General features: G+C 70.6%; 19 protein-coding genes. 9 read left to right on the forward strand and 10 right to left on the reverse strand.

Annotated features, from left to right (window positions below; all coding sequences use genetic code 11):
* Positions 1–3: 3 nt before the first annotated feature.
* Positions 4–1,347, reverse strand: coding sequence for a DUF2252 domain-containing protein (locus ACZ562_RS19050; protein WP_471180154.1), 1,344 nt, complete (start codon positions 1,345–1,347; stop codon positions 4–6).
* A 201-nt stretch (positions 1,348–1,548) separates the two neighbouring features.
* Between ACZ562_RS19050 and ACZ562_RS19055 the strand changes: the two genes are divergently transcribed.
* Positions 1,549–2,733: a winged helix DNA-binding domain-containing protein gene (locus ACZ562_RS19055; protein ID WP_471180157.1), complete on the forward strand. Its 1,185-nt coding sequence runs from the start codon at positions 1,549–1,551 to the stop codon at positions 2,731–2,733.
* 108 nt (positions 2,734–2,841) lie between these two features.
* Here ACZ562_RS19055 and ACZ562_RS19060 read toward each other — a convergent pair whose 3' ends face one another.
* Complete coding sequence (locus ACZ562_RS19060) at positions 2,842–3,156, reverse strand: hypothetical protein (RefSeq protein WP_471180160.1); 315 nt, start codon at positions 3,154–3,156, stop codon at positions 2,842–2,844.
* A 173-nt stretch (positions 3,157–3,329) separates the two neighbouring features.
* On the opposite strand from ACZ562_RS19060, the gene ACZ562_RS19065 reads away from it, so the two are divergent.
* The 6 genes from ACZ562_RS19065 to ACZ562_RS19090 all read left to right on the forward strand — a co-directional run bounded on the left by ACZ562_RS19065 (position 3,330) and on the right by ACZ562_RS19090 (position 10,002).
* Positions 3,330–3,689 (forward strand): arsenate reductase family protein, encoded by a 360-nt coding sequence (locus ACZ562_RS19065; RefSeq protein ID WP_471180162.1) that lies wholly within the window; start codon positions 3,330–3,332, stop codon positions 3,687–3,689.
* A 217-nt stretch (positions 3,690–3,906) separates the two neighbouring features.
* Positions 3,907–4,605 carry an RlpA-like double-psi beta-barrel domain-containing protein gene (locus ACZ562_RS19070; RefSeq protein ID WP_471180165.1) on the forward strand — a complete coding sequence of 233 codons (699 nt, stop codon included), beginning with the start codon at positions 3,907–3,909 and terminating at the stop codon, positions 4,603–4,605.
* 451 nt (positions 4,606–5,056) lie between these two features.
* A complete protein-coding gene (glnII, locus tag ACZ562_RS19075) occupies positions 5,057–6,085 on the forward strand; it encodes a glutamine synthetase (protein ID WP_471180168.1) in 1,029 nt (342 codons plus the stop codon).
* A 425-nt stretch (positions 6,086–6,510) separates the two neighbouring features.
* Complete coding sequence (locus ACZ562_RS19080; RefSeq protein WP_471180171.1) at positions 6,511–7,119, forward strand: winged helix-turn-helix domain-containing protein; 609 nt, start codon at positions 6,511–6,513, stop codon at positions 7,117–7,119.
* Between the two features lie 79 nt (positions 7,120–7,198).
* Entirely contained in the window at positions 7,199–8,221 is a 1,023-nt protein-coding gene (locus tag ACZ562_RS19085) for an SDR family oxidoreductase (RefSeq protein WP_471180174.1), read from the forward strand.
* Between the two features lie 197 nt (positions 8,222–8,418).
* Complete coding sequence (locus tag ACZ562_RS19090) at positions 8,419–10,002, forward strand: DUF1996 domain-containing protein (RefSeq protein ID WP_471180176.1); 1,584 nt, start codon at positions 8,419–8,421, stop codon at positions 10,000–10,002.
* A gap of 61 nt (positions 10,003–10,063) precedes the next feature.
* Here the strand turns inward: ACZ562_RS19090 and ACZ562_RS19095 are convergent, their stop codons facing one another.
* Complete coding sequence (locus ACZ562_RS19095; protein ID WP_471180179.1) at positions 10,064–10,501, reverse strand: hypothetical protein; 438 nt, start codon at positions 10,499–10,501, stop codon at positions 10,064–10,066.
* 231 nt (positions 10,502–10,732) lie between these two features.
* On the opposite strand from ACZ562_RS19095, the gene ACZ562_RS19100 reads away from it, so the two are divergent.
* Both ACZ562_RS19100 and ACZ562_RS19105 read left to right on the forward strand, forming a co-directional pair.
* The gene (locus ACZ562_RS19100; RefSeq protein ID WP_471180182.1) at positions 10,733–12,655 is read left to right on the forward strand and encodes a hypothetical protein; all 1,923 of its coding nucleotides are present in this window, start codon (positions 10,733–10,735) and stop codon (positions 12,653–12,655) included.
* An 88-nt stretch (positions 12,656–12,743) separates the two neighbouring features.
* Entirely contained in the window at positions 12,744–13,433 is a 690-nt protein-coding gene (locus ACZ562_RS19105) for a TetR/AcrR family transcriptional regulator (RefSeq protein WP_471180184.1), read from the forward strand.
* A 19-nt stretch (positions 13,434–13,452) separates the two neighbouring features.
* On the opposite strand, the gene ACZ562_RS19110 is transcribed toward ACZ562_RS19105, so the two are convergent.
* The 7 genes from ACZ562_RS19110 to ACZ562_RS19140 form a co-directional block, all read right to left on the reverse strand.
* Positions 13,453–13,809 carry a 5-carboxymethyl-2-hydroxymuconate Delta-isomerase gene (locus ACZ562_RS19110; protein WP_471180187.1) on the reverse strand — a complete coding sequence of 119 codons (357 nt, stop codon included), beginning with the start codon at positions 13,807–13,809 and terminating at the stop codon, positions 13,453–13,455.
* Positions 13,810–13,857: 48 nt separating this feature from the next.
* A complete protein-coding gene (locus tag ACZ562_RS19115; RefSeq protein WP_471180189.1) occupies positions 13,858–15,480 on the reverse strand; it encodes a SpoIIE family protein phosphatase in 1,623 nt (540 codons plus the stop codon).
* 71 nt (positions 15,481–15,551) lie between these two features.
* A complete protein-coding gene (gene pulA, locus ACZ562_RS19120; RefSeq protein WP_471180192.1) occupies positions 15,552–20,963 on the reverse strand; it encodes a pullulanase-type alpha-1,6-glucosidase in 5,412 nt (1,803 codons plus the stop codon).
* 216 nt (positions 20,964–21,179) lie between these two features.
* Positions 21,180–22,553, reverse strand: a complete 1,374-nt coding sequence (locus ACZ562_RS19125) for an alpha-amylase (protein ID WP_471180195.1) — start codon at positions 22,551–22,553, stop codon at positions 21,180–21,182.
* A 134-nt stretch (positions 22,554–22,687) separates the two neighbouring features.
* Complete coding sequence (locus ACZ562_RS19130) at positions 22,688–24,379, reverse strand: glycoside hydrolase family 13 protein (protein WP_471180198.1); 1,692 nt, start codon at positions 24,377–24,379, stop codon at positions 22,688–22,690.
* Between the two features lie 156 nt (positions 24,380–24,535).
* The gene (locus ACZ562_RS19135; RefSeq protein WP_471180201.1) at positions 24,536–25,447 is read right to left on the reverse strand and encodes a sugar ABC transporter permease; all 912 of its coding nucleotides are present in this window, start codon (positions 25,445–25,447) and stop codon (positions 24,536–24,538) included.
* 13 nt (positions 25,448–25,460) lie between these two features.
* On the reverse strand, positions 25,461–26,465 hold the full coding sequence (locus ACZ562_RS19140) for a carbohydrate ABC transporter permease (RefSeq protein WP_471180203.1): 1,005 nt from the start codon (positions 26,463–26,465) through the stop codon (positions 25,461–25,463).
* Between the last annotated feature and the right edge of the window lie 88 nt (positions 26,466–26,553).

Consider the following 26,553-nt stretch of genomic DNA (forward strand, 5'->3'; position numbering starts at 1 on the left):
CTCTCAGACCCCCGGCTCCGCCCGCACCACGCCCGCCGCCACGGCCGCGCCCAGCGCCGCGTGGTCGGCGTCGGTCTGGTCGGCGTAGCTCAGCGCGAACTCCGCGACGGCCCTTTCGAAGGTGTCCGCGCCGCCCAGATAGGCGGCGATCGCGACGCGGTCGCCGGAGCGGGCGTGCGCGCGGGCCAGCGTGGTGCCGCACAGCCGGGCGTAGGCGAGCAGGTCGGCCGGGCCCATCCCGGCCACGTCCGCGGAGCCCTTCATGTCGCGCAGCTGCCGCCAGTAGAAGGCGCGGTCCTGCGGCCCGGTCATCCAGCCGAGGAAGATGTCGCCGGCGGCCTGCAGCAGCCGCTGCCCGGCGACGACCCGGTGCCCGGGATGGACGTACGGGCCGCTGGGCAGGTGCTCCTCCAGTACGGACCTGCGGGCCTCCTTGATCTGCAGGAACAGGGGGTCGTCGGAGTCCCGTCCGGCGAACAGCACGATGAAGCAGCGCATGCCGACGCTGCCGACGCCGACGGCCTTGCGGGCGGCGTCCACGAAGCGGAAGCGGTCCAGGAGCAGACGGCGTTCCTCGGAGAGGGTGGAGCGGTAGTCGCTGAAGCTCTTCCGCAGGGTGGCGGTGTCGGCGGCGCCGGCGGGTTCGAGGAGCGGCGGGTCGTGGATGATGCGCCGGCGGCCGTCGACGACCTCGGTCAGCTTGCCCAGGGCCTGCAGGCTGGTGCGGCGGCGGGCCCGGGTGAGGCTGGACTCGGCGCGGCGGCGGTGACGGGCGGAGCGGATGAGGGGCAGCATGCTTTCGACGTCGATGCGCTCGTACCAGACGTCGAGTTCGCCCATGCTCGCCAGCCTCCGCATGTTCACGCGGTACGCGGCCCCGGCCTCCTGCGCGGCCCGGCGCGCCTTCGCCTTGTCGTGACCGTTCTCGCGGGCGGCTGTGGCCACGCTGGCGGCGAGCCGTTTGACGTCCCACTCGAAGGGGCCGGGGAACGTCTCGTCGAAGTCGTTGAGGTCGAAGAGCACGGACCGCTCCGGCGAGGCGTACAGGCCGAAGTTGAGCAGATGGGCGTCGCCGCACAGCTGCACGGTGAGGCCGGAGTGGGGCTGGGCGGCGAGGTCGGAGGCCATCACGGCGGCCGCCCCGCGCAGGAAGGCGAAGGGCGAGGCGGCCATACGTCCGTACCGGATCGGCAGCAGCTCCGGCAGCCGGTCACGGTCCTGGCGCTCCAGCAGGGCGACGGGGTCGGGCCGCTCGACGGAGGGGATCCACAGGCCGTGCGCGGAGCGCGGGACGCGTTTGCGGGCGGCCCGGCCGCGCTCGGCGGGGCCGGCTGGGGTGGTGGTCATGTGCCCTGCCTCTGCATCACGCCTCCCTGGTCTCCTGGTGCTCCTGGTCCGCGTCACCTCCTGAACGCAGTGAAGGCCGGGCGTGGGGGCATGCGCATGCCGGGTACGGCAATCGGGTGACGGCCCCGGTTGTCAGTGGCGTCCGGGAGGATGCGGTCAGGCGGAACGGGCGGAGAAGGCGGAGAGCGGGTGGAGGTCGGCATGGTCGGCGAGCAGCGGAACATCGGTGTGGCGGAGCGCCGGGCCAGGCTGGCGCTGCGGCACCGGCTGTCCGGGACGGCGCGGGCGGCCGGCCCGGAAGAGGCCGCCGCCTCCCTTGTGGCTCTGCACGGCTCGGACCCCGCGACGGTGTACCTGGCCGTCGGCGCCCGGCTGGCCGACCCGGCGAGGACGGTGCCGGACACCGCCCGGGCGCTGTACGAGGACCGCACCCTGGTCCGTATGCACGGCATGCGGCACACCGTGTTCGTGTTCCCCGCGGACCTGACCGCGGTGGTGCACGCCTCGACCGGCCTCGCGGTCGCCGCCCGCGAGCGTGCCGGGCTGCTCAAGGACATGGCGAAGGCCGGGGCGCCGGACGCGGCCTGGCTGAAGGAGGTCGAGGAGTCGGCCCTGGCCGCGCTGGCCCGGCGCGGCCAGGCCACGGCGGCCGAACTCGCCGAGGACGAGCCGCGTCTGCGGGAGCAGTTCGCGTACGCGGCCGGCAAGAGCTACGAGGGTCTGCACACCGTTTCGACGCGCCTGCTGAGGGTGCTGGGCGTGGAGGGGAAGGTCGTCCGGGGCCGCCCTCTCGGTTCCTGGACGTCCAGCCGGTTCCGCTGGGCGGTGGCACCCGAGCACCCCGAGCTGGACACGGCCCGGGCGCAGGCCCGCCTGCTGCACCACTGGCTCACCGCGTGCGGGCCGGCCACGGAGGCCGACCTGAGGTGGTGGACGGGCTGGCGGGTCACGGACGTCCGCAGGGCGCTGACGGCGATCGGCGCGCGACCGGTGTCCCTTGACGAGGGCACGGGGTACGTTGTCGCCGGCGACGACGCTCCGGTGGCGGGACCGCCCGAGCCGTGGGCCGCGCTGCTGCCGGCCCTCGATCCGACGGCGATGGGATGGCAGCAGCGGGACTGGTACCTCGCACCGGAGCTGCGCCCCCGGCTGTTCGACTACAGCGGCAACGTCGGGCCCACGGTGTGGTGGAACGGCCGCGTGGTGGGAGGCTGGGCACAACGGCCGGACGGCGAGATCGTGTGGCGCCTGCTGGACACGGACGGCGTGGGTCGGGAGGCGCGGGCGGCGATCGCGGCGGAGGCGGAGCGCCTGCGGGGCTGGGTGGGAACGACCCGGGTGACGCCTCGGTTCCGGACGCCGCTGGAGAAGGAGTTGTCGGCGTAGAGCTGGGCAGTTCGGCGCCGGTCAGGCCGAAGCGGGGGGCTGCGGCCCCCGGTGACGCCCGCACCAGCGCCGGGCACGCCCGAAACAGGGCGCACCCGGCGCACCGGCTCAACGCGAGTATCGGATCAGCGCTCGCACCATGTGGCACGTCGTGTCCGAGGGCGGGTGTACGCCGATCAGTTCCGCCGTGCTCCGTATCGTCTCGTTGCGGGCCTGGTTGGGCACGTACACGCCCGAGTCGAGCAGGGCGATGGCGAGGCGCATCGCCTTGAGGCGGCGGTTGTGGGTGACGTACCACTCGCGCGGGCGGCCCGGCGGCAGCGTCCGCTTCTCCACGGGCGCGTACGGCAGATCGAGCAGCACAGGGTGATTCGCGGTGGACTGGGTGGGCAACGGCTTCTGCTTCAGTGCGGCAGCGGGCACAGGCATCCTCCTGTCGCGGTCAGGGCGCCCCCTCCGGGGTTCGGCCACCCCGGCAACGCCCTCGAACACTGCTTCTATTCTACTGCCCGCCACTGACAAGAGCCCCTGGCCACAAGGGCTTTCGGGGAGGCAGTGCCGCAGGTGGGGCACGGGTCTGGCGTACCGTGGGCGGCATGGAGATCTGGATCAACCCGGCCTGTTCGAAGTGCCGCAGCGCGCTCACCCTGCTGGACGCCGAGGGTGCCGACTACACCGTCCGCCGCTACCTGGAGGACGTACCGGGCGAGGACGAGATCCGGGAGGTTCTCGGCCGGCTCGGTCTCGAACCGTGGGACATCACGCGCACCCAGGAGGCCGCCGCCAGGGAGCTCGGCCTCAAGGAGTGGCCGCGGGACGAGACTTCGCGCGACCGGTGGATCAAGGCCTTGTCCGAGCACCCGAAGCTGATCCAGCGCCCGATCATCACGGCCGAGGACGGCACGGCGGTGGTGGCCCGCACCGACGAGGCCGTACGGGATGCCCTGTCCCGGTAGTCCGGCGAGGCGGAGCTCACGCGGCAGACGGAGGGGCTGCTCCAGGACGTCGCCGACACCGTGGTGGCCTACGAGGAGGGAAAGAGCGGGGGGAGCCGAGGCCGTTGATCAGATATGTGATGCAGGTTACTTCAGTGACTCCTGTAACCGCTGAGTAACTTCGTTCGGGATCTCGTACCTACCGACGTACGCTCCCCGACCTCTTCAGGAGGCGCGCATGTCACGCAGGAGAACTCTCAGCACCAAGAAGAAGATCGCGCTGCTGGTGAGCGCGGCGTCGGTGGCGGGAGGCGGTGCGTTCGTCATGGCGAGCACCTCGAACGCCGCCGCCCCGCAGGCCGCCGCGGAGTCGTCGGTCTGCCAGGGACTCGCCACCGCCCTCGGCAACAACCAGAAGTTCATCGACGGCCAGCGCGCCAATCCGGACGCGCAGTCCGCGGCACGGATCGCCAACCGCGAGGCGGTCGTCGCCCAGATCAAGAAACAGCAGGAAGCGTCCGGCTGTGTCGTCGGGGAGTCGGCTCAGGGCTCCCAGGCGTCGCAGCCTGCGCAGAACGGCCAGCAGGGCGGAGGCCAGCAGGCAGGGGGCGCACAGCCCTCGCAGACCGCCCCCGCGGAAAACGCGAACGGGAACAACGGGAACAACGGCGGTGGCGCTGCCGCCTCCGGCCAGCAGGTGTGCAACGGCTCGACCGTCACCCTGTCCGGCGAGGGCGGGGCGCCCGCCGCGTCCAGCAACCAGTTCCCGGCGGGGACCAAGCTGAAGGTCACCAACCTGGACAACAACAAGTCCACGACGGTGGAGGTCACTTCGGTCTCCGGCAGCTGCGTCCTGCTCAACAACGCGGCCTTCGAACAGGTCCGGGAGCCCGGCAAGTTCCTGATCCGCCGAGCAGTGATCGAGAAGGTGGGGTGAGGCAGAGGCGCCCAGGAGATCGATGAGGCGGCGGCACCTGTTGCCGCTGTTGCCGCCGCCTCGTACGTGTCACCGGTCCGGCCGCTCCCGCCCAGGAGCAGCCCGGACCGGCGGGTCAGCGGCCGGCGACCGTTACGGGGGTGGCGGTCGCCGGCCGCGTACCGCTGCCCGCGCCCCCTCGGGGCCGCATCCGTTCCCCTCGCATACGAGCCGCCGGAACACCATCCGTCTGCGACTGCGAACGATCCCTCTTCGCCGACGGCCGGGCCGCACAGCCGCCTCACACCGTGAAACGCGACACAGTGCAACCCGGTAACACGGGGTTCACATTCGAGCAATGATCGGGAAATCGCCTGTTGACAGGCTGCCGGGCATCGAAGGCGGCGCCCCAGTGCCGCAGCGCCGCAGCACCCGCAAGTGCGCCTAGACCCACCCCCGAAGGATGTGGCCCGTGACCTTCAAGGCTGAGTACATCTGGATCGACGGCACCGAGCCGACGGCCAAGCTGCGTTCCAAGACCAAGATTCTGGCCGACGAAGCCAAGGGTGCCGAGCTGCCGATCTGGGGCTTCGACGGGTCCTCCACGAACCAGGCCGAGGGCCACGCCTCGGACCGCGTCCTCAAGCCGGTCTTCACCTGCCCCGACCCGATCCGCGGCGGCGACGACATCCTCGTCCTGTGCGAGGTCCTCAACATCGACATGACGCCGCACTCGTCCAACACGCGTGCCGCGCTCACCGAGGTCGCCGAGAAGTACGCCGCCCAGGAGCCGATCTTCGGCATCGAGCAGGAGTACACCTTCTTCGACGGTGCCCGCCCGCTCGGCTTCCCCGAGGGCGGCTTCCCGGCTCCCCAGGGCGGCTACTACTGCGGTGTCGGCGCCGACGAGATCTTCGGCCGTGAGGTCGTCGAGGCCCACCTCGACAACTGCCTGAAGGCGGGCCTGGGCATCTCCGGCATCAACGCCGAAGTCATGCCCGGCCAGTGGGAGTTCCAGGTCGGTCCGCTGGCCCCCCTGGAGGTCGCCGACCAGCTGTGGGTGGCCCGCTGGCTGCTCTACCGCACCGCCGAGGACTTCGGCGTCTCCGCCACCCTCGACCCCAAGCCGGTCAAGGGCGACTGGAACGGCGCCGGCGCGCACACCAACTTCTCCACCAAGGCGATGCGCGAGGGCTACGACGCGATCATCACCGCGTGCGAGTCGCTGGGTGAGGGCTCCAAGCCGCTCGACCACGTCAAGAACTACGGCGCCGGCATCGACGACCGTCTGACGGGCCTGCACGAGACCGCCCCGTGGAACGAGTACAGCTACGGCGTCTCCGACCGCGGCGCCTCGGTCCGTATCCCGTGGCAGGTCGAGAAGGACGGCAAGGGCTACATCGAGGACCGCCGTCCCAACGCCAACGTCGACCCGTACCTGGTGACCCGCCTGATCGTCGACACCTGCTGCACCGCGCTGGAGAAGGCCGGCCAGGTCTGATCCTCCCCGCCACAGCCACGCGAGGGGCGCCCACCACGACGGTGGGCGCCCCTCGCGCTGTCGGTGGCGCGTGCCGTGGTGGGGGCGTGGAGACCGGTGAAGTCGGCAACGCCGACTTCACGCCAAGGAAGCGTCCGAGCAGTGAGAGGAGGGTCCTGCCGAAGCCACGCGTCTGCTTCAATGGGGTCATGGCCAGCTTCCAGAAGTCCACCGCGACGGGTCGCCATGACCTCGAGCCCTTCTGGCCTTCCCGTCAACACCACGACTTCGACCGGGTGTGTTGCCGCGCGATGAACGCGCCGGCCCTCTAAAGCCGCACACCCCGGCCTTCGGCCGGCGCGAAACGACGTACGTCCTCGACGGGCCCCGAACCCCCGGGCCGTCGGATTTCCGACGAACTCCTCGCGCGAAAGAGCTGACATCTCATGGCGACCACTCGTTCCTTCTCCACCGCCACCCTCACCGCCCCGTCCGCCACCGCCCCGTCCGCCACCGCGGCGACCGGACCCGCCCGGCACCGGCTGCGCGCCGTCGACCGCGACGAGGTGGTCGACGTCACCGACTTCCTGCCCCCGGGTGCCACCTGGCTGCCCGCTCCCCAGCACACCCTGCCCGCCCTGCCTGGCCGGCCGCCGATGGTCGGCTACCTCGTGCTCGTCCCGGCCGACCAGCAGCCGCCGTTCCCGCCGGTGGCAGTACCCGACCTCGCCGAGGCCGGCGAGCCGGCCGACGAGGAGGGCGCCCCGCTCGTCCGCGTCGACACCGTGCAGCGCACCGCCGAGGTGGACGGGCACGAACTCGATCTCACATACCTGGAGTTCGAGCTGCTCGCCCACCTTGTCGCGCACCCGAACCGGGTGCACACGCGCGACCAGCTGGTCACCACGGTGTGGGGCTACGGACACGTGGGCGACGGCCGCACCGTCGACGTCCACATCGCCCGCCTGCGCCGCAAGCTGGGCGCCGAGCACCGGGGCACCATCCAGACGGTGCGGCGGGTCGGCTACAAGTACACGCCGGCGACCGGGCGTTGACCGTTTCCCGGACCCCTTCTGCTCTCCTGACAGCAGATTCCCGTTCCGTCCCGGGGCCGGATCGTGCACAGTCACCGGCATGAGACTTCTGATGCTGGGCGGCACCGAGTTCGCGGGGCGGGCCGTCGTGGAGGCGGCGCTCGGGCGCGGCTGGGACGTGACCGTCTTCCACCGGGGACGGCATGTACCCGTGGCCGGGGTGCGGTCCCTGCACGGGGACCGCACCGAGCCCGACGGACTTGCCGCGCTGGCCGAGGGGGGCGAGTGGGACGCCGTCGTCGACACCTGGTCGGCGGCGCCCCGGGCGGTACGGGACACGGCGCGGCTGCTGCGGGGCCGCGCCGCACGGTATGTGTACGTGTCGAGTTGCTCGGTGTACGCGTGGCCCGCGCCGGCCGGTTACACCGAGAACGCGCCGCTGGTGGAGGGCGCCGAGCCCGACGCGGACCGGACCGACTACGCCCGCGACAAGCGGGGCGCCGAGCTGGCCGCGGTCGCGGCCTTCGGCGCGGACCGCTCCCTCCTCGTACGGGCCGGGCTGATCCTCGGCCCGTACGAGAACATCGGCCGGCTGCCGTGGTGGCTGAACCGGATCGCCCGCGGCGGACCGGTTCTGGCCCCCGGGCCGCGGGATCTGCCCCTGCAGTACGTCGACGTCCGCGATCTCGCCGAGTGGATCCTCGGTGCGGTGGAGCGGGAACTGAGCGGGCCGGTGAACCTCGTCGCCCCGCAGGGACACGCCACCATGGGCACGCTGCTCGACGCGTGCGTGGACGCCACCGGCGCGACCGCGGAACTGCGCTGGACCGACCCCGAGGTGATCCTCGCGGCGGGCGTCGAGCCGTGGACCCGGCTGCCGGTGTGGGTGCCTCCGGGGAGCGAGGAGCATGCGTCCCTGCACAGCGGGGACGTCTCCCGCGCCCTCGCGGCGGGCCTGAGCTGCCGACCCGTCACCGAGACCGTGGCCGACACCTGGAGCTGGCTGCGGGAGATCGGCGGTACCGCCCCGCAGCGCCCGGACCGGCCCGCGGTGGGCCTCGATCCGGAGCTGGAGGCGAAGGTGCTCGCGGCGGGTGGGGGTGCAGCCGGCACCACCCCCTGACCCGGCGCCCGAGCCTCCCGACGCCCAATCCTTGATTTGCGTTACCTGTGCGGAAGTTGGGGCCGAATTGTCTCTCGAATCTCACAGCAATTCCCGAGTCGGCTGAACACCTGTGGGACCGCCTCCGTATGAATGGGAGCCGCTTCACTCCTGTCGGGCGCCTCGATGCTGCCCCGCAAGGAAGTCAGAGGAGTTCCATGGGACGCAACACACGAAAACGCCGTACGCCGCTGGCCACCAAGGCCATTGCCGCATCGGCGGCCCTAGCGCTCGGTGGGGGCGGGCTGATCTGGGCGAACTTCTACGCTTCGGCGCACGAGACGAACTCTGCGCAGAACCAGACCAAGGCCGCGGCCGCGCAGGTCGCCACCATCTCCTGCCCGGACGTGGGCCAGAAGCTGACGAACGTGCCGAGCCGGGCGCGTACCGGCGTGGCCACGGAGCTGGCGAACCTCGACAAGCAGATCACCGAGGCCTACGCCCGTCTCGCCTCCACGCGCCAGGCCCAGGCCAACGACGCGAACTTCGTGCAGAACGCGATCGTCGGCCCGCTCAAGGAGAAGCGGACCGCGACGATCGACCGCCTCAGGACCAACATCCAGCGGGTCGGCGGGTCGTTCTCCAACTCGCTGAGCCAGCTCGCCGCCTGTACGACGCAGACCGCAGCCCCGCAGACCAACGCCGGTGAAGGCGACGGCCAGCAGGACGACGGTCAGCAAAACGACGGGCAGGACAACGACGGGCAGCAGCAGGACGACGGTCAGAACAACAACGGCCAGCAGCAGGACGACGGTCAGCAGCAGGGTGGCGACAACGGCCAGCAGCAGGGCAACGGCGGCCAGGGCGGCAACGGCCCGGTGGCGGCGGACTTCGTGGACATCACCCAGGTCCAGGGCGACGCCCAGCTGGGCGTGGGCGCGAACGGGCTCAAGGCGAACGGCGACAGCGGTTCGCGGGGCAGCTTCACCACGAGGTGCGGCACCAACGGGAACGACAACCACAACACGGACAACGTGATCGTCGCCCCCGGTGTCACCAACGGCGCGCACCACCTGCACGACTACGTCGGCAACCAGAACAACGACGCGTTCGCGAGCGACCAGGAGCTGGCGGGGGCCGGCACGAGCTGCCAGAACCAGGGCGACAAGTCGTCGTACTTCTGGCCGGTGCTGCGTCTGCAGGACGGTACGCAGGACTTCGACCAGAACAACGACGGCGGTGGCAAGGAGGGCAACGTCGGCAAGATCCTCCAGCCCGCCCAGGCGCAGCTGAAGTTCGTCGGCAACAAGAGGGGCAACGTCGTCGCGATGCCGACGGCCCTGCGCATCATCACCGGTGACGCCAAGTCCTTCGTCAACGGCCTCGGGAACGCCAACGTGAACTGGAGCTGCACCGGCTTCGAGAACAAGGTGCAGCTGGAGGACAAGTACCCGATCTGCCCCCAGGGCAGCCAGGTGGTCCGGACGACCAACTTCCAGAGCTGCTGGGACGGCCAGAACATCGACAGCGCCAACCACCGCACGCACGTGGCGTTCGTCCAGGCCGACGGCACCTGCGCCAACGGCTTCAAGGCGATCCCCCAGCTCCAGGTCCGTCTGGTCTACGACGTCCCGGCCCCGCAGATCGAGAACGGCCAGGTGGTGAACCCGTACGCGGTGGACACCTTCCCCGAGCAGCTGCACAAGCCGGTCACCGACCACAACGACTTCATCAACTTCTTCTCCCAGAACCTGATGAACAAGATGGTCGACTGCATCAACACCGGCAGGCGCTGCGCGTGATCCACCGAGAAGGCCGGCGGCGAGGTTTCCTCACCGCCGGCCTTCTGTGTGCCGGGCCCGGTCAGTGTCCGGAGTGCGTCGCGCCCTCGGAGGGCTCGTGCGGCTCGTGCGAGGAGTGGTCCGCCCCTTCCTCGATGTCGCCGCCGAGCGTGTTCCGCAGCGCCGCCACCGTCCTGCTCTCGCCCACGGCCACCCACTTGCGGCCGACAAGGTAGTGACCGCCGTAGTCCTTGGCCCCGTTGATCCACTCGCGCTGGCCGCGGTCGGTGGCGAAGGTCGCGAGGATGAACTTGCCGTCGGCGTTCTTGCAGATGGCCTGGCGGATCTCGTCGGCGTCCGTCTGCATGTCCGGCGTGCACTTCACCTCGGCGGCCAGGTGCTCCAGGCTGCCGGTGGCCGCCTCCGGCACCACCTTCGGGTCCGCGTCGGAGCCGCAGCCCGCCAGCGCCAGCACCAGCGCGGCGCCGCACAGCGCGAGCATCGGTCGGGTCACCTTCATCTGTCCTCCCTGCAAGAGCCTCGTCCTGGATACGGCTCCCGCGCACGGAGCACTCAAAATACCGCTGCCGTTCCCCGGCTCACCCGTGCGAAAGTGTGCCGGTGCGCGCCGGCGCCCCGTCTGCCGCGCTGCCAGCGGTCCACGGCGAACCACGCCCGTCTGCTCGTGGAATCCGACGGGTAACTCTCCGCAGCCTGGTGACCATCCAACGATTCGCTCGTTCTGCTGAACGTGCAGTCACAGGATGTCGCCCCGCGCCGCCCCGCCCATGCCGCCTCCGATCCGGTCGTCGACGTCGCACAGGCCGAGGCCGCGCTCGTCGAGCACTACCCACGGCTTGTCAGGCTCGCCTACCTGGTGCTGCCGCCGGGCCTGGGCCGGAGCCGGCGGGTCCTGACCGCGCACGCCCTCGCCCAGCGCGCCCTGCCCCGGGGCCGGGCCGCGTCGCCCGTGATCCCGGCCCAGTCGACCGGCCGCGACGGCGACCCGGGCTACGCCTACGTCCGCCTCCAGGTGGTGCGTACGGCGCTGGAGGCGGGCCTGCCGCTCAGGCGCAGGGCGTGGCCCAAGCGGTCCCAGCTGCCGCCGCTGCTGCCCCAGGTGTGGGGCCTGCGCCTGTTCCCGCGCTCGGGCGGCGCCGACGAGCTCGCCCTGGACCAGCAGTTGTCCGCCCTCTCCGGCCCGGCCCGCGCCGCGTATGTGCTGCGCGGCCTGGAGAAGCTCCCGGAAGGAGCCGTACGCAAGGTCCTGACCGCCGCCGGTGTCGTGGACCCGGACAGCGCTCTGCGCGAGGCTGACCGTGTCGGGGCCTGGTACGCGCTGCTCGACTCCCCCGAGTTCGACCCCTGTTCGCTGCAGGCCCGGCCCACCGACCTGATGCGGCGCAGGCAGCACACGAAGGCCGCGCTCGCCGCCGCGGCGGCCATCGCCGTGTGCGGGGCGCTGCTCGGCCTGCCCAGCGGCGGCTGGGGCCCCGACGGTGCCGCGGCGCCGTCGTACGCGCAGAACCCGGCGGCCCAGGCCGCCCTCGATCCGGGCCGGCTGACCAAGGTCGCCGCCACCGCGTGGGAGTCCGCCGCGCGCACCGACTTCTCCGTGTGGCCCGCCCGTGGTGAGCTCAAGGGCGACACGGCGCTGCTGCGCCGCGCCCTCGCCGTCTGGGCCCGCCCCGGGGAGACCGTCCGGGTCTCGGCGACCACCGGCACCCCGTCCGGCGGCCCGGCCGGCCCGCCCCAGCTCCTGTACGCCGGGGCCGTCGACAGCGCGCGCGTGGTGATCTTCTACGACGGTCTGCGCATCGCCCGTTACGCCGAGCCGAAGGACGGCACACAGGGCGCGGCCCTCGACTTCGCGCGGGTCGACGGCGCCACGGGGGCCGAGGCGGCGGCCGTGGTCCTCGGCCGGGCGGACGGCAACGTCCGCTATCTGACGGCGCCCTGGGTGAGGAAGGCAGCCGAGCGGGACCTCGTGAAACCGGGCGCCGGGGCGATGGACCTCGCCCTGACCGACGGCGTCACCGCGCCGCTGGCCGGCCCCGCCACACAGACCGGCGCCTGCACGTCGTGGAACGTTCTCCAGCTGACGGACAACTCGGGCACGCGCCTGCTGACCGACCTCGGTGAGCTGGTCCCCGCCCACCTCACCGCGGGGCGGCCCGGCTCGCCCGGCGAGGCGTCGGGCGCGGGGGCGCTGCGCACCTGGTCCCCGTTCGCCTGCTCGCTGGCGTCGGTGCGCTCGGCGGGCGTGCGGAGCGTCAACGCGTGGGCGTACGCCGAGCAGCCGCTGCCCGACGCGAGCGGGTCGGCCGAGTGGGTGTGCACACGGGCCGAGACCTGGCGGGGCGGCGGGACACGGGTGCTGGCCCAGTTCGACACGCCGGACGGGGCGTACGGGGCGGTGGCCGCCAAGGCCGAGGACACGCCGGCGTGCGGTCCACGTGATCCACATGTGCTCGCCGGGGTGCTGTGGAAGTCGGAGACGGGGGCCTGGTATCTGCTCGGGGCGGGAAGCCGGGGGACTTCGTCGGTGAGTGCGACGGGCCGGGTGCACGGGACCGCCCAGGGCAACCTGCTGGCCGTACGGGCGAAGCAAGGGGCTCGGGCGGAACTGAAGGGGACCTTGGAGGGCGGGCGGACGATCAGCGGGCTGCGCTGACCGAGGATGCCTTGAAGGTCGCACTCCGGTGAACGACCGTGGCTGATCCGGTCCGTTCGAGGCCGGATCCGATCGGTAAGGTGTTCGTATGACTACCGGAGTGCGCCGCAGAATGGGCGTCGACGAGCGACGCCAGCAGTTGATCGGCGTCGCCCTCCAACTGTTCAGCCGCCGCTCGCCCGACGAGGTCTCCATCGACGAGATAGCGTCGGCGGCCGGCATCTCGCGCCCGCTGGTCTACCACTACTTCCCCGGCAAACTCAGCCTGTACGAAGCGGCGTTGAAGCGTGCCTCGGAGGATCTGGCGGGCCGGTTCGCGGAGCCGCACGAGGGGCCGCTGGGGGCGCGGCTGCTGCGGGTGATGCGCCGGTTCTTCGACTTCGTCGACGACCACGGGCCCGGTTTCTCGGCACTGATGCGCGGCGGACCGGCCGTCGGGTCGTCGACGACGAACGCGCTCATCGACTCCGTACGACAGGCCGCGTACGACCAGATCCTTTCGCATCTGCGCGTCGAGAACCCGCCCGCGCGACTGGAACTGGTCGTCCGCTCCTGGATCTCGCTCGCCGAGTCGACCGCGCTGATCTGGCTGGACGGCCGGCGTATCCCGCGCGCCGAGCTGGAGGTCCAGCTCGTGCACGACTTCGCCGCGCTGGCCGCCGTCAGCGCCGCGCACGACGAGGAGATGGCCTCGCTCTTGCGTCACATGCTCAGGGACGAGCCGGCCGACGGACCGTTCGGCGAGCTGATGGGCAAGCTGATGGCGCTGGCCTCCTAGGTCCTGTCGTCAGAGGGCCCTAGAACTTCCGGTACGACGCGTCGAGGTCGCAGACCTCGACGGAGGCGTGCAGGACGAACCCGTCGTCCTCCACGTGCTTGCTCAGCAGTTCGAGCACGGTCTCGGTCAGCCTCGCCTTCGTCTCGACGGTGCGCCCGGCGAGCAGTCCTATCGTGACGTGCACGATCGCGTGGCCCTGCTCCTCGGGGTCCTCGTACCCGAACGCGGTGTAGTCGCTCGCACGGAACTGGGTCTTGCACGCCTTTGGCTCGGCGGCCGCGATCTCGACCGTCGCGGTGTGCATCGCCCGGGCGAAACCGGCTCGGTCGAAGGCGGAAGCCATCGTGGCGGAGTAGGCGACGGTGATCTGCGGCATGAGCACTCCTGTTCCGGGTCGCCCGGTTCCGGGTCGACAGGACTCACCCTAATTCGTCCGTTGCAGCGCCAGCAGGGCGATGTCGTCCTCCCGGTCGTGGCCGAAGCAGGCCAGGAGCGTGTCGCACAGGGCGTCCAGGCCGGGCAGAGCACCGGCGGCGGCCGCACGGAGGTGCTCCATCGAGGCCGCGAGGTCCGTGCCCCGTGTCTCGATCAGGCCGTCCGTGACCATGAGGAGCCGGTCGGTGGGCTCGAGGAACAGTTCGGTGGGCGGCGGGTGGGGCAGGTCCAGGCCGAGCAGCGGGCCGGAGGCCTGGGCGTAGTCGGCCCGGTTGGTGTCCCGGATGACCAGCGGCGGGATGTGGCCCGCGTTGGCGATGCGGGTGCGCCCGGTGCCGGGGTCGATGAGGGCCAGGCAGACGGTGGCCGTGACGTCGGGGTGGTAGCGCTGGAGCATCCGGTCGAGGCGCTCGGCGAGCACGGCCGGGTCGCTCTCGTCGACGCCGTAGGCGCGCAGCGCGTGCCGGATCTCGACCATGACGGTCGCCGCGTCCAGCGAGTGCCCGACGACGTCGCCGACCGCGGTGAGCACCCCGTCTTCGGTGCGCAGCGCCGCGTAGAAGTCGCCGCCGATCTCGGTCTGCGGGGACGCGGGCACGTAGCGGACCGCGACGTCGAGGCCCGGCAGTTCGGGCAGCCGGTGCGGTTGGGGAAGGAAGCTGTGCTGGAGCGTGAGGGCCACGTGCCGCTCGACCCGGTACATGAGCAGCGGCTCGGCGGCGAGCGCGGTGGCCTGGGCGAGCCGGACCACCAGGGCCTCGGCCTCGGGGTTCACCCGGCGCATCCCGCGGGTGGGCGTGGCCAGGCACACGCGGGCCTTGCCGTCCTGGGTGAGGACCAGCGCCAGGCGGGCGTCGTGCTGCCCGCCGGGCCGGAAGAACCCGGCGGGCCACAGCGGCGACGGCACCGTGGTGATGTGCGCCCCGGCCTGCCCACGGGTGAGCCGCCGGAGCAGACCGGCGACGGCACGGTGGGCGCCGTCGTCCGGCAGCGCGAGTGAGGTGCGGTCCCGGGATGTGCCGCGGAACAGCTCGTCGTCCTGGCTGAGGACGAAGACGGCGGCGGGGCCGCCGGTGAGCCGTGCGGTGCCGTCGGCGGCGGCGTCGGCGAGTTCCTGCAGGGAGCGTGCCGCCTGGATGGCGACGATCGTCTCCGACAGCAGCGTCAGCCGCCGTACCAGCGCCCGGTCGTCGGCCCGCAGCCGCGCGGCGCGCACCGCGGCCCGGACCACCGCCTCGATCTCCTCGGGTTCGGCGGGCACCGTCAGATACGCCTCGCCGCCCGCGTCCAGACCGTGGCAGCGGTCGCCCGGGGCCACCGCGGCGGCCGAGAAGTGGACGACGGGCAGGCCGGCCATGTGCGGCCGGGACTTGAGCCGGCGGCACAGTTCGAAGCCGCTCATGTCCGGCAGGTCCACGTCGACGAGGGCCACGTCGGGCAGGACGCCCTCGCGCAGCCGTACGTCGAGTTCGACGAGGGCCTCGCCGCCGGTGGCGACCGGGACGACCTGATGGCCGGCGCGGCGCAGCACCGTGCCCATGGCGTACCGGCTGGCCGCCACATCGTCCACGACCAGCACGGTCGTTTCTGTCTGCTTGCCGTTGACGTCCATCTGTCAGCCCTTGGACAGCACCGGTGGGGGAGAACGGGTTCCCGGTCTGCCCCACCAAGGTAGTGCTCTTGTCAGGCGATACGGGAGAACACTGCGACAGTGCGCCCCGGAACGGCGAAGGTGCCCGATACCCGCTCATAGGAGGCGGACTTGACGATAGAGTCCGCCCCCGACGCCTGCACCGGGTGCAGCCGGTAGCCGGTCCCGGCCAGTGCGTCGATCTGCTGCTCCTGCGTCTTCGGCGTCGCGTTGAACACGACGACGAGGTCACCGAGCTCCATGGTGATCACACCGGGCGTCTCGTCCTTGCCGGACAGCGGGAAGGACAGCTTCGACTGCACCTGGCCCGCCGTGCCGAGGGAGAAGCCGCTCTCCGTCGTACGGATCTCCAACAGGTCCCGGTACGCGGCCGACGCGCCCTCGATCTGCTCGCAGCCGGCCTTGACCGCGCCCAGCAGGGGTTTGGCGTAAGGCCACTTGGACGCGTTGTCGGCCGCCAACGGCAGTCCGCGCCCGAAGCCGTTGCCGTCGGCGCAGTTCCAGTGGACGGCGTTGAACCAGTCGCCGCTGTCGTACGAGTTGCGGTCCAGCGACTTGGAGCGCAGCAGGTCCGAGCCGGCCTGGGAGAGGGACGGGCCCTGGGAGAGGGCGGCCGTCGCCATCGCGAGGACCTGCATACGGGCCCGGTCGGACGCGGAGGTGTCCTTGGGCAGTTTGTACGTCAGCGCGTCGAACAGCGACTCGTTGTCGTGGGCGTCCGCGTAGGCGAGGGCGTCGCCGGGTGCGTCCGCGTAGCCGGCCGGGGCGCCGTTGTAGTCGACCTGGGCGCCGGTGACCTCGTTGCCGTCGGTGTCCGTGAAGCGGTACTGGGCGAGGTTGCCGCTCAGCCCCACCTTGATCAGGTCCTGGTAGTGCAGGAGACGGGCCTTCTGCTCGGTGGAAGTGCCGTTGCCGGTGGACGAGTTGGGGTCGGTGTACAGCCCGGACGCGAAGCCCTGGAGGCCCGGGTCCGAGTCGAAGGGGCCGCCGCCGCGGACGGCGTCGCGGGCACGGTCGGAGAAGGTCGCGATGCCGGTCCCCGCCATGTTCTTCTGTGTGGCCTGCACGAAACGGGAGTCGTCGGCGGCCTCGCCGAAGTTCCAGCCCTCGCCGTACAGGATGATCTTCTTGCCGTCGACGCCGTCCTTCGTGGGCGTCAGCGCGTCCAGGGCCTTGCGTACGGCGAGGATGTTGGCCTTCGGGTGGTGGCCCATGAGGTCGAAGCGGAAGCCGTCGACCTTGTACTCCCTGGCCCAGGTGACGACCGAGTCGACGACCAGCTTGCCCATCATGGCGTTCTCGGTGGCCGTGTTGGCGCAGCAGGTGCTGTTCGCGACCGAGCCGTCGGCGAGGAGCCGCTGGTAGTAGCCCGGCACGATCCTGTCGAGGACGCTCGTGTCCGCCTGGCCGCTCGCCGCCGTGTGGTTGTAGACGACGTCCATGACGACCCTGAGGCCGTCCTCGTTGAGCGCCTTGACCATCCTGCGGAACTGGACCGTGCGGGCGGTGCCGTCCGGGTCGGTGGCGTACGAGCCCTCGGGGACCGTGTAGTGGTAGGGGTCGTAGCCCCAGTTGTAGGCGTCCTTCGCGGCGACCGCGGCGACGCACTCCTGCTGCTTGTCGGAGTCGGCCGGGTAGGAGGCGAGGTCGCAGTCGGTGGCCTGCTGGTCGGACTTCTTCTCGGGGATGGTGGCGATGTCGAAGGCGGGCAGCAGATGGACATGGGACGTGCCCGACCCGGCGAGCTTGCGCAGGTGCTTCGAGCCGTCACTGCCCTTGTCGGTGAAGGCGAGGTACGTGCCGGGGTCCTTGGCGGTCTTGTCCGCCACCGAGAAGTCCCGGATGTGCAGTTCCTGGATCTGGGCGTCCCTCATCGGTACCGCCCTGGGCTTGACGAGACCGGGCCAGCCGCGCGGGGCGAGGGACTTGTCGTCCAGGTCGACGACGAGACTGCGCTCGGAGCCGGCGGTCAGGGCGACCGAGTAGGGGTCGGTGACCTTGTTGGTGACGACCTTGCGGACGCTGGGTGCCCACACGGTCACGACGTACCGGTAGGGCTTGTTCTTCCAGGACCTGGGGCCGGTGACGGACCAGACGCCGGTGGCGGAGTTCCGCTTCATGGCGACGGTGGAGCCGTCGAGTTCCAGTGAGACGTTCCGCGCGGTGGGCGCCCACACGGCCAGCGTGGGACGGCCGTCCCGGAACGTCGGTCCGAGCTCTGCCTTCGTCGCGCCGGGGTACAGATCGTCGAGTGCGCCGGCGATCTGGACGCCGGTCGCCGCCGGTACGGCGCCGTTCGCGGCCCGCTGGGAGGCGACGAGCTGGCCGCGGAGGGCCGCACGGACCCGGTCGCGGTCGCGTGGGTCGACGGACCAGGCGGTGTAGTTCTTCAGGTGGGGGAACTTCGCCTTCTGGGCGTCGGTGAGGGTGGTCTTCCTCAGCCGCAGCCAGCGCTCGTCGTCGCTGGTCAGCGCCCCGTCCTTGACGGCGATGGAGCCGCTGCGGGAGTACAGCAGCTGGGTGGAGGCGGCAGCATCGGAGCCGTTCCACGCGACCGTGTTCCGGTCGATCCAGACCGCCTTGGAGGTGCTCAGGTCGAGCGCGGCCGCGGAGCCCGCCGGCTGCGGGAGCAGGTACTTCTCCTGGCCGTTCAGCAGCCACACCTCGTGGCCGTTCGCCGTGAGGTCGAGGGACTGGTCGGCGGGCAGGTCCTTCTCGTCACCCTTGTGGATGATGTAGCCGAGGCTGCCGGCTCCGTCGGTGAGCGGCACCTCGAAGACCGCGCCGTAGGAGTCGGTCCGCACCGGCTTCAGGGGGTCCGACCACTCGGTGGGGTTCGCGGCTCCGGTCCACACGTGCAGGCCCCAGCCGTCGTGGTTCCCGTCGGCGCGGTGGTAGTGGAGGACGGCCTTGGTCCTGTCCTGCGCCGGGTAGTCGGGCCGCTCGGTCCGTACGGCCTCCTTGCCCTGCTCGATCCAGATCTCGCCGGTCCTGGTGACGTCGATCGTGCGGTCGGCGGAGACGTCCTTGGTGCCGTCCTCGTCGATGACCAGGAAGCCGACGGACGAGGCCCCGGGCCTCAGCTTGACGTGGGCGAAGGCGCCGTACGCGTCCCGGCCGGTGAAGGCATGGCTGTCGGGCCAGTCGGTCGACTCGCCGTCGGCGAGGTCGCCCCAGGCGTACAGCCCCCAGTCGTCGTAGTCGCCGTCGGTGCGCTTGTAGTGGACGACCGCGTAGTCGCGGGAGGAGGCGGTGGGTGTCTCCTCGGCGGGCGGGGCACCGGTGACGCTCTGCGCCGTGGCGCTCGACGTCCTTCCGGCGGAGTCGGTCACGACCGCCTTGTAGCGCAGGGCCGTGCCGGCCGGTACGTCCTCGCCGATGGTCTGCGTGACCTTGTACGGGGCGTGGTCGGCGGAGCCGAGCGTCTTCCACTCGCCGTTGCCGACCTGGGCGGCGAAGACGACCCGGTTCAGCTGTCCGCCGTCGACGTCGGCGCCGAGCTCCACGGTGCCGGTGACGCCCGTGCCGGGGGCCTTGAGGGTGATCGTCGGCTTGGTGGCCGGCCGGGCGAGCCTGCCGGCCGCCTTGAGGACGATCGCGGAACCGGCCGGGACGTTGACGGTGATCTTCTTGTCGGCGCCGGACTTCACGGTGTCCTCGGTGCCGTGGATACCGCGGTACGTCGTCTCCGCCGAACCGGTGGCGAAAGTCGCCGTCTTCGCCGAGCCGGCGTTGTTGAAGGCGACGACGTACTCGGTCCTGTCGGCGCCCGTGCTGGTCCGGGTGAAGGCGTACACGCCGGCGCCGTCGGCCGCGTAACGCTCGGTCTGGACACCGTCCGTGAGGGCGGGGTTGGCCTTGCGGAGCCGCGCGAGTCCGGAGATCTGCCGGTAGAGCGGCGCGCTCGTGTCGTACGCGTCGCTCGCGTGGGTGCGCTCGGTGCCGATCTCGTCGTCGTCGAGGTAGTCGGCGGTGCGGGAGGCGAACATCGTCTGGCGGGCGTCCTTGTCGCCGCCGGAGCCGGTGAAGCCCTGCTCGTCGCCGTAGTAGACGACGGGGTTGCCGCGGCTGAGGAACATCAGCTCGTTGGCGAGCCCGTCCTTGGCGAGGAGTTCGGCATCGGACGCCTTGGGGTTGTCCTGGTTCAGGAAGTACCCGATGCGGCCCATGTCGTGGTTGCCGAGGAAGGTGACCTGCTCATAGGCGTTGGCCTTGTCGGTCGTGTACTTGTAGTCGTCGCCGAAGACGGAGGCCAGCTTCTGGGCGCTGCCGCCCTGGGAGGCGTACTGCCGTGCCGCCTCCTGGAAGGGGAAGTCGAGCGTGGCGTCGAGGCGGCCCCGGGTGACGTACGGCGAAGTGATCGACGTGTCGGCGGAGTAGACCTCGCCGAACATGAAGAAGTCGTCCCGGCCCTGCCTGGCCGCGTAGGCGTCCAGCGCCGTGGCCCACTGGGTCCAGAACTCCATGTCGACGTGCTTCACGGTGTCGATGCGGAAGCCGTCGATGTCGAAGTCCCTGACCCACCGCCGGTAGATCTTCTCCATCCCGCCGACGACCTCGGGACGCTCGGTCCACAGGTCGTCGAGGCCGGAGAAGTCGCCGCCCTCGGAGCTCTCGCCGGCGAAGGTGGAGTCGCCGCGGTTGTGGTACATCGTCCGGTCGTTGAGCCAGGAGGGGACCTTGAGGTCCTTCTCGGCGGCGGCGACCGTCGGCGTGCGCGGGAACGAGTCGGCGTCCACGGCGGGGAATCCGGACGTCCCGTCCGCGTAGTCGGCGTCGTCGAAAGGCTCGCCGTCCTTCGTCAGATAGGGGAAGGCGCCCTTGGAGAGGTAGTCGTAGGACTTCTCCTCGTAGTCGACGACATCGGCGGTGTGGTTGGTGATGACGTCGAAGAAGACCTTCATGCCCTTGGCGTGCGCCTTGGCGATGAGGGTCTCGAGGTCCTTGTTGGTGCCGAAGTGCGGGTCGACCCGGGTGAAGTCGGTGATCCAGTAGCCGTGGTAGCCGGCGGAGGCGTTGGAACCGGTGCCCTGCACGGGCTGGTTCTTGAAGATCGGGGCCATCCAGATGGCGGTGGTGCCGAGGCCCTTGATGTAGTCGAGCCTCTTCGTCAGGCCCTTGAGGTCGCCACCCTGGTAGAAGCCCTTGTCGGTGGGGTCGTAGCCGGTGGCCAGGCGCGAACCGGTGAGGCCGCCCTCGTCGTTGGCGGTGGTGCCGTTGGCGAAACGGTCCGGCAGGACGAAGTAGAACTGCTCACGGGTGTCGTCGTGCCGGGCGGGCTGGGCGGCGAGTTCCGCGTCGGAGGGCGGCGGGGGCGGGGTCTCGGCGCGAGCCGCGAGCGGCTGCACGAGGGCTGCGGCGAGCGCGGCGACGGTGACGGCCGCGAAGCGTCTGGCATGTGGCGCGGTGCGGCGCGTCGGGGGCGCCGGCCAACTCGGTATCACAGGCGGGAACTCCTTGCGATTGCGGCTCTCTCGGGTCCGACCCCTGCGCCACGGCACGGCCTCGTCGGCTTCGTCACCGGGCGTCCGCGCGACCGTATCGCCTGCGAAAGGTTTACAGCAAGACCCTTGAAACTCATAGCAAGCAGTTTCATCGGCACGCTCGGCACCTCGGCGACGGGGGTCCGTACCAGTGCAGCGGGTACGGACCCTCCCCTGTCAGCAGCTGGATCTGCCGGCGTAGATCGCGAGCGCCGTGTCGGCACCGAGGGTGGCGGTGAACTGTCCGCCGGAGTTCACCGTCACCGGCGTGTTGCCCTGCACGTTGCAGTACGTGCCCGCGGGCAGCGACGTCTGGTACGTCCGGGACAGCGGGCCCGACTCGTGGTTGATCGCCACGTAGCCCTTGCCGCCCCGGCCGAAGGCGATCGCGTCGCCGCCGTTGTCCCACCAGTTCGTCACCGACTCGCCGCGCGTCGCGTTGCGGAAGGCGACCATGGACTTGATCTCAGGCCAGGCGTGCTGGCATTTCCAGCCGTCCTGCCAGCAGGCGCGGACCGTGCCGCCGTTGGGCGGACCCGCGTCCGTGTCGGACCACTCGTAGGCGGAGTTGATGTCCGGTGCGCCGTACGGGTAGGCCAGCATGAAGACGTTCGCCAGGGTGTAGGCGGCGCCGTCCTTGTAGTTGAGGGTCGAGCCGTTGCGCTCCGTGTCGTGGTTGTCCACGAAGACACCGGAGACGCCGCTGTTCATGAAGCCCCAGCCCTCGCCGTAGTTCTTCAGGTAGGCGAGGTTCTCGCTGTTGAAGACGCGCTTGAGGTCGTACGCGTAGCGGAACTCCTGGACGTCGCCGTTGCCCGTGTACTCCGTGGGCCGGACTGCCTCGCCGCTGCCGAAGATGGCCTCCTGCTTCCAGTACACCGAGGACTTCGTCAGCCGGGACTTGATGTCGGCCAGGTCGGCCGCGTCGGTGTGCTTGGCCGCGTCGATTCGGAAGCCGTCCACGCCCAGCGTGAGCAGGTCGTTCATATAGCCGGCGACGGCCTGGCGGACGTAGCCCTCGCCCGTGTCGAGGTCCGCGAGGCCCACCAGTTCGCAGTGCTGGACGTTCCAGCGGTCGCTGTAGTCGGAGACCTGGTACGTGCAGTCGTCGAAGTCGTAGGCGGAGTACAGGCCGGGGTAGTTGTACTTCGTGTACGACGACCCTCCCGTCCCCGTGCCGCTTCCCGCCGCCATGTGGTTGATGACGGTGTCGACGACCACCTTCACGCCCGCCGCGTGGCAGGTGTCGACCATGTTCCGGAACGCCGTGCGGTCGCCGAGCCGACCCGCGATCTTGTAGCTGACCGGCTGGTACGACGTCCACCACTGCGAGCCCTGTATGTGTTCGGCCGGCGGGGAGACCTGGACGTAGCCGTAGCCGGCGGGGCCGAGTGTGTCGGTGCACTCCTTGGCGACCGAGGCGAACTTCCACTCGAACAGGACGGCGGTGGCGTCCTTCGTGCCGGGCGGGGATGCCTGCGCGACAGACGGGGTCATGACAAGGGCGGACGCCGCGAGGGCGAGGGCCCCGGAGAGGGTTCTGCGTGCCATGTGGGGTTCCTTCGTCATTGAAGGCACTTGCTGAAATCTTTCAGCAAACTTTCGGTGACGCAGATGTTAAAGGCCCGCCACCTGAAAAGGCAGCGGGCCGTGTGAAGGTGATGAAGGAACCTTCAGCGGGGCCGTCAGGACGTGGTGAACCACACCGTCGTGTCGCCCGGCACCTTCGCCTCGCCGTCCGCCTCGGACACCTCACCGCTGGCGAGCAGCACCCGCCCGTACGCCGGCGTCGTCACCGACTCCGCGCCGGTGTTCGCGACGCACACGAACTCCCCGCGCCGGAAGGCGAGCACGCCCTCGGGCGCCCGCAGCCACTCCACCGAGTCGCCCGCGCCCAGGTCGGCCTGATCGCGGCGGACGGCGAGCGCGGCGCGGTACAGCTCCAGCGTCGAGCCCGGCACGCCGTCCTGCGCCTCGACGCTCAGCTCGCCCCACGACTCCGGCTGCGGCAGCCAGCTTCCCCCGCCGCCGAAGCCGTACGACGATCCGGTGCGCGTCCACGGGATCGGCACCCGGCAGCCGTCCCGGAAGCCGTCCTGGCCTTCACCCCGGAAGTAGGCCGGGTCCTGGCGTACCTCGTCCGGCAGGTCGACGACGTCCGGCAGGCCGAGCTCCTCGCCCTGGTAGACGTACGCCGATCCCGGCAGCGCCAGCATCAGCAGCGTGGCCGCCCGGGCGCGGCGCAGACCGAGAGCGCGGTCGCCGGCCAGACGGATCTGGGTGCCTAGGCCGGGCGGGTTGGCGAAGCGGGTGGCGTGCCGGGTCACGTCGTGGTTGGAAAGGACCCAGGTGGCGGGGGCGCCGACGGGGCGCATGGCCTCCAGGGTGCGGTCGATGACCGTGCGCAGTTCGGCCGCGTCCCACTCCGTGGCCAGGTACTGGAAGTTGAAGGCCTGGTGGAGTTCGTCCGGGCGGACGTAGTTCGCGGTGCGCTCGACCGTCGGAGTCCAGGCTTCGGCCACGAAGATGCGTTCACCCGCGTACTCGTCGAGGACCGTGCGCCACTGGCGGTAGACGGCGTGCACGCCGTCCTGGTCGAAGAACGGCATGACATCATTGCCCAGCAGCTTCAGCTGGTCGTGGGAACCGAGGTCGGGGAGGCCGTCCGCCTTCACCAGGCCGTGTGCCACGTCGATGCGGAAGCCGTCCACGCCCATGTCGAGCCAGAAGCGCAGGATGGAGCGGAACTCGTCGCCGACGGCCGGGTGCTCCCAGTTGAAGTCGGGCTGCTCGGGGGCGAAGAGGTGCAGATACCACTCGCCGGGGGTGCCGTCGGGCTCGGTGACCCGGGTCCAGGCGGGCCCGCCGAAGATCGACTCCCAGTCGTTGGGCGGCAGCTCGCCCTTCGCGCCCTTGCCGGGGCGGAAGTGGTAGCGGTCCCGCAGTGGCGATCCGGGGCCTTCCCGCAGGGCCCGCTTGAACCACTCGTGCTGGTCGGAGGAGTGGTTGGGGACCAGGTCGACGATGATCCGCAGGTCCAGCTCGTGTGCGTCGCGGATCAGCGCGTCGGCGTCCAGGAGGTTGCCGAACATGGGGTCCACGGCACGGTAGTCGGCCACGTCGTAGCCGGCGTCGGCCTGCGGCGAGGCGTAGAAGGGGCTGAGCCACACGGCGTCCACGCCGAGGTCGCGCAGGTACGGGAGGCGGGTCCGTACGCCCTCCAAGTCTCCCATGCCGTCGCCGTTGCTGTCGGCGAAGCTGCGCGGATAGACCTGGTAGATCACCGCGTCCCGCCACCAGTCGCGGCGCTGGGCGACGGTGGCGACAGCCGCTTCGGGGTGGGTGGTTTCTGCCGGGTCGGCGGAGTGCTGTGTCATGGCGTCCTTGATGCGTGCGGGGTTCGGGTCATGGAGCTGTGGGTGTACGGCGGCGGGTGACGAGGCGGCCGCCGTGCCCGCGGGGTCGGACGGGGCACCGCGGCCGCCGCCCACGCGGTCAGGCGCGCGGGAGCATCCGGGGAGGGCCGAATGGCATCAGCCCTTCGTGCCGCCCGCGGTCAGGCCGGTCACCAGGTTCTTCTGCACGAAGTAGAAGAACGCGGAGACGGGTATCGCGATCAGCACCGCGGTGGCGGCCATGAGGTTGCGCTGGGCATCGTGCTCGCTGACGAAGGTCTGCAGACCGACCGCGAACGTGTACTTCGTGTCGGACAGCATGAACGTCGAGGCGAACGCCACCTCGCCGAAGGCCGTGAGGAAGCTGTAGAAGGCGGCGACCGCCAGGCCCGGCTTGGCGAGCGGCAGGATCAGTCGCGCGAACGTGCCGAAGGGGGTCAGCCCGTCGACACGCCCTGCCTCGTCGATCTCGAACGGGATGGTGTCGAAGTAGCCCTTCATCAGCCACGCACAGTACGGGACGACGGTCGAGCAGTAGACAAGGATGAGACCAGGGTACGTGTCGATGAGCTGCAGGTCCGAAAGGATCTGGTACATCGGCACCATCAGTACCGCTACCGGGAACATCTGGGTCAGCAGGAGTACCCACATGAACTTCTTGTAGCCCGGGAAGCGCATGCGCGAGACCGCGTAGCCGGTGGTGGCGGAGATGATCACACCGATGGCTGTGGTGCCGAGCGTGACGACCATCGTGGTCAGCAGCCAGTCGAAGAACTGCGTGTGCTGCAGGACGAATGTGTAGTTGTCGAGTGTCATCTTGCCCCAGATGCGCCCGGGGTGCAGATAGTCGTCCTTGTCCGGGCCGAGGGACAGGAAGACCAGCCAGGCGACGGGGAAGAGCGCGATCAGGCTCGCGACGATCAGGATGCCGTGGGAGGCGAGGCGCGTGGCCGGGCCGCTCTCGCCACGGGTGCGCACCTTGCGCGGCTCGGCGGCCCCGGAGTCCTGGCCGGTCACCGCGCCGGGGGTGTCAACAGTGGTGGTGCTCATGGGGACTCCTGCCTCAGATCGCGAGCTGCTGGTCATTGCGGTTCAGCCAGCGGCGGTAGAAGGAGGTGAAGACGATCAGGATGGCCAGCAGCAGGATGCCGTAGGCAGCCGACTGCGCGAAGTCGCGCGGCTGCTGCCCGAAGCCGAGGTAGTAGGCCCAGGTGACGAGGATCTGGGCGTCGGGGGCGGTGTTGCCGAACAGCAGGAAGATGATCGCGAACTGGTTGAAGGTCCAGATGATGCCGAGGAGCACGACGGTGGAGCTGACGGACCTGAGGCCCGGCAGGGTGACGTACCGGAACTGCTGCCAGGCGCTCGCGCCGTCCATCTCGGCGGCCTCGTAGAGCGAGGTGTCGATGGACTGGAGGCCGCCGAGCAGCGACAGCATCATGAAGGGGACGCCGCACCAGGTGTTGACCATGATCGCGGCGAACCGCTGCCAGAAGGTGTCCTCCAGCCACAGCGGTGACGGCAGGTGGAGCGCGTCCAGGGCGGAGTTGATCACGCCGCCGTCGGCGAGCATGAAGCGCCAGCCGAAGACGGTGACGAAGGTCGGCACGGCCCAGGGCAGGATCAGGATGAGCCGGTAGAGGGTCCGCCCGCGCAGCTTCTGGTTGAGCAGGAGGGCGAGGCCGAGGCCGATGACGTAGTGCAGGGTGACGCAGAGCGCGGTCCAGACGATGGTCCAGACGAAGTGCGACCAGAAGCGCTCGTACGCCGTGGGACCCCACAGGATGTCGGCGTAGTTGTCGAGGCCGATGAACTTGTAGGTGGCGTCGATGTGGTTGACGCCGATCGTGCGGGCCGTGTTGAGGCTGTTGGCGTCGGTGAGGGTGAGGTAGACGCCGTACACCAGCGGGTAGATCACGAGGACGCCGAGGACGACGACCACGGGCGCGATCATCGCGTAGGCGTACCAGTGCTTCTGGTATCCGTGCTTGAGGCGCTGGAGCCGCCCGGGGCGCGGCGTGCGGTCACCTCGGGTCTTTCCTGTCGCGCGATCGATGGCGACTGTCATGGTTCGACAACCTTCTTGAAGATCGGCAGCTCTACGGCACTACGGGGTGGCTGGACGCAGGACGGTGGCCGTCGCATCTGTCCCCCGG

The organism is Streptomyces sp. NPDC040410, from assembly GCF_055595715.1.

Coding starts and splice junctions, on each gene's coding strand:
- ACZ562_RS19050 (WP_471180154.1), bottom strand. CDS start 1,347: ATGACCACCACCCCAGCCGGCCCCGCCGAGCGCGGCCGGGCCGCCCGC.
- ACZ562_RS19055 (WP_471180157.1), top strand. CDS start 1,549: ATGGTCGGCGAGCAGCGGAACATCGGTGTGGCGGAGCGCCGGGCCAGG.
- ACZ562_RS19065 (WP_471180162.1), top strand. CDS start 3,330: ATGGAGATCTGGATCAACCCGGCCTGTTCGAAGTGCCGCAGCGCGCTC.
- ACZ562_RS19070 (WP_471180165.1), top strand. CDS start 3,907: ATGTCACGCAGGAGAACTCTCAGCACCAAGAAGAAGATCGCGCTGCTG.
- ACZ562_RS19080 (WP_471180171.1), top strand. CDS start 6,511: ATGGCGACCACTCGTTCCTTCTCCACCGCCACCCTCACCGCCCCGTCC.
- ACZ562_RS19085 (WP_471180174.1), top strand. CDS start 7,199: ATGAGACTTCTGATGCTGGGCGGCACCGAGTTCGCGGGGCGGGCCGTC.
- ACZ562_RS19090 (WP_471180176.1), top strand. CDS start 8,419: ATGGGACGCAACACACGAAAACGCCGTACGCCGCTGGCCACCAAGGCC.
- ACZ562_RS19095 (WP_471180179.1), bottom strand. CDS start 10,501: ATGAAGGTGACCCGACCGATGCTCGCGCTGTGCGGCGCCGCGCTGGTG.
- ACZ562_RS19105 (WP_471180184.1), top strand. CDS start 12,744: ATGACTACCGGAGTGCGCCGCAGAATGGGCGTCGACGAGCGACGCCAG.
- ACZ562_RS19110 (WP_471180187.1), bottom strand. CDS start 13,809: ATGCCGCAGATCACCGTCGCCTACTCCGCCACGATGGCTTCCGCCTTC.
- ACZ562_RS19115 (WP_471180189.1), bottom strand. CDS start 15,480: ATGGACGTCAACGGCAAGCAGACAGAAACGACCGTGCTGGTCGTGGAC.
- ACZ562_RS19125 (WP_471180195.1), bottom strand. CDS start 22,553: ATGGCACGCAGAACCCTCTCCGGGGCCCTCGCCCTCGCGGCGTCCGCC.
- ACZ562_RS19130 (WP_471180198.1), bottom strand. CDS start 24,379: ATGACACAGCACTCCGCCGACCCGGCAGAAACCACCCACCCCGAAGCG.
- ACZ562_RS19135 (WP_471180201.1), bottom strand. CDS start 25,447: ATGAGCACCACCACTGTTGACACCCCCGGCGCGGTGACCGGCCAGGAC.
- ACZ562_RS19140 (WP_471180203.1), bottom strand. CDS start 26,465: ATGACAGTCGCCATCGATCGCGCGACAGGAAAGACCCGAGGTGACCGC.